The sequence below is a fragment of the Salipiger mangrovisoli genome, from assembly GCF_015223355.1.
Lineage (GTDB): Bacteria > Pseudomonadota > Alphaproteobacteria > Rhodobacterales > Rhodobacteraceae > Salipiger > Salipiger mangrovisoli.
Genome location: NZ_JADFFK010000069.1, coordinates 1 through 4,881, shown reverse-complemented (window position 1 = coordinate 4,881; position 4,881 = coordinate 1). Strand labels below are relative to the sequence as shown.

General features: G+C 58.5%; 3 protein-coding genes and 1 other annotated feature. Of the genes, 2 read left to right on the top strand and 1 reads right to left on the bottom strand.

Annotation, left to right across the window (positions count from 1 at the left end; genetic code table 11):
- Positions 1-233, top strand: a 233-nt coding sequence (locus IQ782_RS29325; protein ID WP_194138195.1) for a transposase, incomplete at its 5' end; no start/stop codon positions are given.
- A gap of 390 nt (positions 234-623) precedes the next feature.
- Here the strand turns inward: IQ782_RS29325 and IQ782_RS29320 are convergent.
- Positions 624-2,129 (bottom strand): sulfotransferase, encoded by a 1,506-nt coding sequence (locus IQ782_RS29320; protein ID WP_194138194.1) that lies wholly within the window; start codon positions 2,127-2,129, stop codon positions 624-626.
- A 351-nt stretch (positions 2,130-2,480) separates the two neighbouring features.
- Here IQ782_RS29320 and IQ782_RS29315 point away from each other — a divergent pair, with 351 nt between their 5' ends.
- Complete coding sequence (locus IQ782_RS29315) at positions 2,481-3,785, top strand: arylsulfotransferase family protein (RefSeq protein WP_194138193.1); 1,305 nt, start codon at positions 2,481-2,483, stop codon at positions 3,783-3,785.
- A 504-nt stretch (positions 3,786-4,289) separates the two neighbouring features.
- Positions 4,290-4,398 (top strand) — a sequence feature (AL1L pseudoknot).
- Positions 4,399-4,881: the final 483 nt, after the last annotated feature.

Sequence of the window (4,881 nt, the reverse complement as noted above, 5' to 3'; positions counted from 1 at the left end):
ATGTCGCCCAGAAGTCCCGCCATTCAGCCATCGACGGTCGGACCACCCGACATCCCGGCTATGCCAAATCCCAGCGAAGCCGAAAGAAGATCGAGGAACCCTTCGGCTGGGCCAAGACCGTCGGCGGCCTGACACAGACCATGTATCGCGGCATAGAGCGCGTGCGCGCCCGCTTTACGCTGACAATGGCGGCCTGCAATCTCGCAAGGCTGCCGAAACTGCTGGCGGCCTGACCGGGGAAGCCGCAGGCAGGTCTGCCTGCGCATGCTCCAGCCCCACCCGACATCCGCGTCGAGGGAAACCATCCTTCACGCGGGCCTTTTTCAGTGCCCTGTTAGGGACATGGTTCACGGAAAGGCAGCAGGGCCGATCAGCTTTGAGAGCCTGTCAATGCAGCGGACGTCTTCGCTTCGCCCCGCAAGAAGCCTCGCGGAGCAATTTCAGTGAGAGCAAGGGGCGGCGTTTACCAAAAAACGGCGCGTCAAAAAAACAGCTGAAAGGTAAGCCTCAGAAATCGGCAAGCGATTGCGACGGCAAGCACTCAACCACCCGAAACTATTGCCCTGCCCTATTGATCGATGCCACGGAGAAACCGCCCGCCGGAGCGAAAATATTCCGTGTGGTCAGTGTGCCTGATCAATGCCCTTATGTGTGACCAGAGAACACAGGTGAGCGTAAACTTCTCTTGCCCGGTCAAGCAGGGCGCCGTCGAACATGTGGTCTTTTGCGGCATCTTCTTCTCGACGGAAGTAGCTGTCCCACTGCTTTGACGGGTTATGGCTCAGACCCAGACTTGCGACCAGGTGTTCCATGGTCTGCGCAGGCTTTCGGCGCAGATCGTCTTGCTTCACCAGAAGCAGCTTGTCGGCGCGATGTGCGATGTGCTCGAAACATGTGATCCAGTAGGCCAGCCAATAATCTGGTTGTTCCAGATCACGTCCCCTTAGAAAATCGCGCGCGAAGTCCATTGGGCGGTGTAATTCCCCAAACTCGAAGTGCCCGATATCGCGCATGTATCTCTTGGAAAAAGAGTCTTCGGCATGCAGCTTGGTGAAGTTCTTGTGCTGACGGTAAAGCGAAGCTGCATGCGCCGATGGCTCTCGCAGCGGGACGATGATCTGGCAGCCGGGAAAGAGTTTCGGCAACACCGGAAGCCGCGCGATATTTGCATTGTTCTTGCTCAAATAACGCACGGGATAAGAACTGTTCGGGTGCCTGATCTGAGCAATCTTCGCGAAATGCCGCTTGAAAAACGCCTGCGCCTCAGCTTTGAACTCATCACCTTGCCACAGATCGATATGGGTTTCGTGGTACTTTTCAGGCCAGTGCAGCATCCAAAACACTTCATCGAAGGCTTCCGGGCTCTGCAATCCGATCTTCATGCCATCCCCATGACTTCGCTCGCGCTCAACAATCTGGGTGCGATGGCCGGACATTCGGGACCACAGCATCGGCGCGGTCAAGAACGGCATGTCAGCATAACGATGCGTCGCCAATTCCGGCATGTCGTGGAGCGCATTCAGAAGCGCTGTCGTCCCCCCACGCGCCAGTGATGTGATAAAGACCGGCGGCGCCTCCGCTGTTTCCGCAATGCGCTGGGAAAACAGACGATCATCGATGCGGGCAAAGGCTTTTTGCGCCTTGGGCCCGGAAAATGCCAGCGCATGAATCAGCCTGTCGCCACTGCCATAGGAATTCGTATCGTTGACTTTGGGTGCCTTCACCTCAGCGCGCTTGCGCGGGCGCCGCACAAATCCAAGCCCGATCGCCAGAACCGAAACGACGACGATGAAGTCGGCGCGCATCAGGATCCCCAAGCTATCCTCTTGCGGCACAAGCCCCACAATTCCGGCTGCGACGACGGGCACGCCCACAGCCGCGAGAGCCAACAGGATGCGCCAACCGACCTGTCCGGACAGTTTGATGAGTTGCAGGCCCGCGTCGCGGACGATGCGTTCCTTCGCATCGTCATCCAAGCTGGAATCCAGCATCGCGGTCACCCCGGCCGTGGATGTGCTGCTGATTTCCCGAGCAACCGTTAAGATGCGCGAACGCACCAACACCAACGAGAAGCACATGACCGACGCGATCGCGACAATGAGCGCTCCGATAGACGCGAAATCAATCATCTGAAGTGCTTGGGCTCCCTGATCCAGCGCGACGTTTGCGAAGCAAACGTTTCAAAGGAAACCAAATAAATCCAACCACCAAGAGCAGGAGGCCGAGCAAAACCGCGAGTGTGACCGCTATGGCGCCCAGGCCCGCGCCCGGTCCAACATAGGCATGTGCAGAAAGGGGGAAAATCACAAGCAAAAGAGAAAGGGGAACGATTCGCAAATTAAATACCTCTCATTGTCAAGTATTAACGGCCAAAACGCCGCCTAAACCTTGCCGCCCACGAGCATATGCATGATTCAAACGGACTCGAGCCGCCACATCACAAGGATGCGCAAATTTCTGTTTGCCAGGACAGATGATCAATGCCAAACTTCCAGCATATCATTTTGGCGATTTTAAAAGCTATGTCTAAAGAAAAAAGCTATATTTCAGTAATTTCAGGGTTGGTTCTTCTTGCTATCTTTTGCTTTGGTGTCGGCCTCTTCGTCGCCCACTATAGCATCTTTCCCTACCATCAGGTTGTCGAAATGGCAAAGATTGCCAAATCTCTAGTGCAGCATGGGGAAGTGATCGGTGAGGGTCGCCAGGTCAAGGCACCCGCCGGCGCTGCGAGGGCACTGGCGACGGTCCACGACGCAGACGCCGCCATCGGCGAAGGCCACTATGCACTTCTTGGTTGGGATGTCGGGCTTGGCTCTTACTCGGTTCGGCTGCATGACGGCGCCGGAGAGCTCGTGCACACATGGCCCATCGACGAAATGTCGTTCTCAGACGTGCCACAGCATCGTCAGAACGCGCCACACGCCATGGAAGTTCTGGCCGACGGGTCCATTCTGGTCAGTTTTGACCTGGTCGGGCTTGCCGCCCGCGTGAACCCATGCGGCGATGCTATCTGGGTGCGCAACGGGTTTTTCCACCACTCCTTCTCACCGGCTGCGGACGGTGGCATCTGGACTTGGTACAGCGAGGGCACGGCCTACGGGCAAATACAGGACATCCTGAAGTTTGACCCTGAAACCGGCGAAGACATGGTGCGGATCAGCTTCACGCACGACGTTGTCACACGCTCCCGCGAATCGGCGATGGCCTTCTCGATGTTTCCGGACTTCCCTTTCGTGCCGAATGACCAGGATCCGCGCGACATATTTCACCCAAACGACGTCGAAGAACTCCTGCCCGAGCTGGCCCCTGCATTTCCCGAGTTCGACGCGGGCGATCTGATGATCTCCATTCGCGAACTGGATCTCGTTGCGATCATTTCTCCTTCCGGAGAGCTGAAATGGACAAAGTATGGCCCCTGGCTCAAGCAGCATGACCCCGATTTCGAATCTGACGGGCGGATCTCGGTCTATAACAACAGCCGCTTCAGGCCGCGTTCCGCGATTATCACGATCGATCCGGTCACAATGGAGGTCACGGACGCGTTGCCTGGGCTCGAGGCCCCCTTCAAGAGCGAGCTTCGCGGAAAACACCAGTTGCTGCCCAACGGCAATCGCCTCGTCACCATCCCCGAGCAAGGTCAGGCGATCGAAGTCACTCCGGATGGAAGGGTCGCGGTCGAGTTCAACAACATCAGCAGCGAAACGTCCAAATTCAATGAGGACCTGGTTAACGCGCAATGGCTTCCAGAAGACTTCTTCGACGTGCTTCCACAATGTGACCGATGAAGGTTTCGACGGAGCCATTGAAATGCCTTGCGGCCCTGTGTTGGGCTGCGGAGAAACAGAATTTTCCGACTGTTTTCAGCATGATGGGATGGTGACGCCATCGAGATAGTGCGTCGCAATCTGGATATTGCATCTGATCGCTCGAGAGGACCCTATCGAGGCTGCCCCCCTGCGCCGCTCCAGGTTTGCCGCAGGCACCCCCGAAGAACATGGGGCATCCTGCGCAAAGGCCGTGAACAAGCCCCCCCCCGCCTCAGGTCTGCGAAAGCGCAGTGCGGAGGGTTTGAGGTGGCATCGGCCCGCACAGCTCTAGCTGGAAAGCGATCACGTCGATTGTCGCGATGATCGGCTGCTCGGCGAAGACGCCAAACCACCGGGTCCAAAACGGCGGAGCTCGACAGCGGCGGGCACGCGGACGTTCTTGGCCTCTTGGTCTAGAGGATGACGGCGCCCGAGCGGGCGAGCCGAAGGCTACGTCAGGCAAATGAATCTTCGCAAAGTCTCGGCGTATTTCGCCATGGCGAAGCGCGACCGCCGATCGCGGTGATGATGGATTCCATCGAGGTGCATCGGGATGCGCACGGGGGCAAGCCCGCGTCGCATCCGTGGTCCGAGCGACACTGGCGGCTTGATCCGCGCGGTGCTGCCCCCGTCCTCCGACCGCGATCACCTGGCGAAGCGGGCTGATCCGGCCCGCCTGTCGGACCGTGCCCGACGCGATGCCATCTTCCGACCCGAAATCCGCTGTGTGTTCGAGGAGCACTGGCAGGTCTGCGGCCTTCGCAGTATCGTCGGCTGGCGGGCCAGCACGTCAGCGCAGACCGGTTTCGTCCTGGATGCCCTTCGCCAAGGCAGCCCATGAGCGGGACCCCTCGAAAGCCTGAGAAGTGGTCAATCACAGCGAGCAGGGCTCGCGATCCCAGTCCATTCGCGACACCGAGGGGCTGGGCGAGCCTTCGCCATTCTGCGTGACCCAATGGCGTAGAAATGGCGCATCATCGACCCTTCGGTCGGCAGCCTGATAGTGCCCCCGCGCGTGGTGTAGGAGCGTCGACCTTCGGAGAGGTCCGGGTCTGATCAGGATGCCACGGCGGGC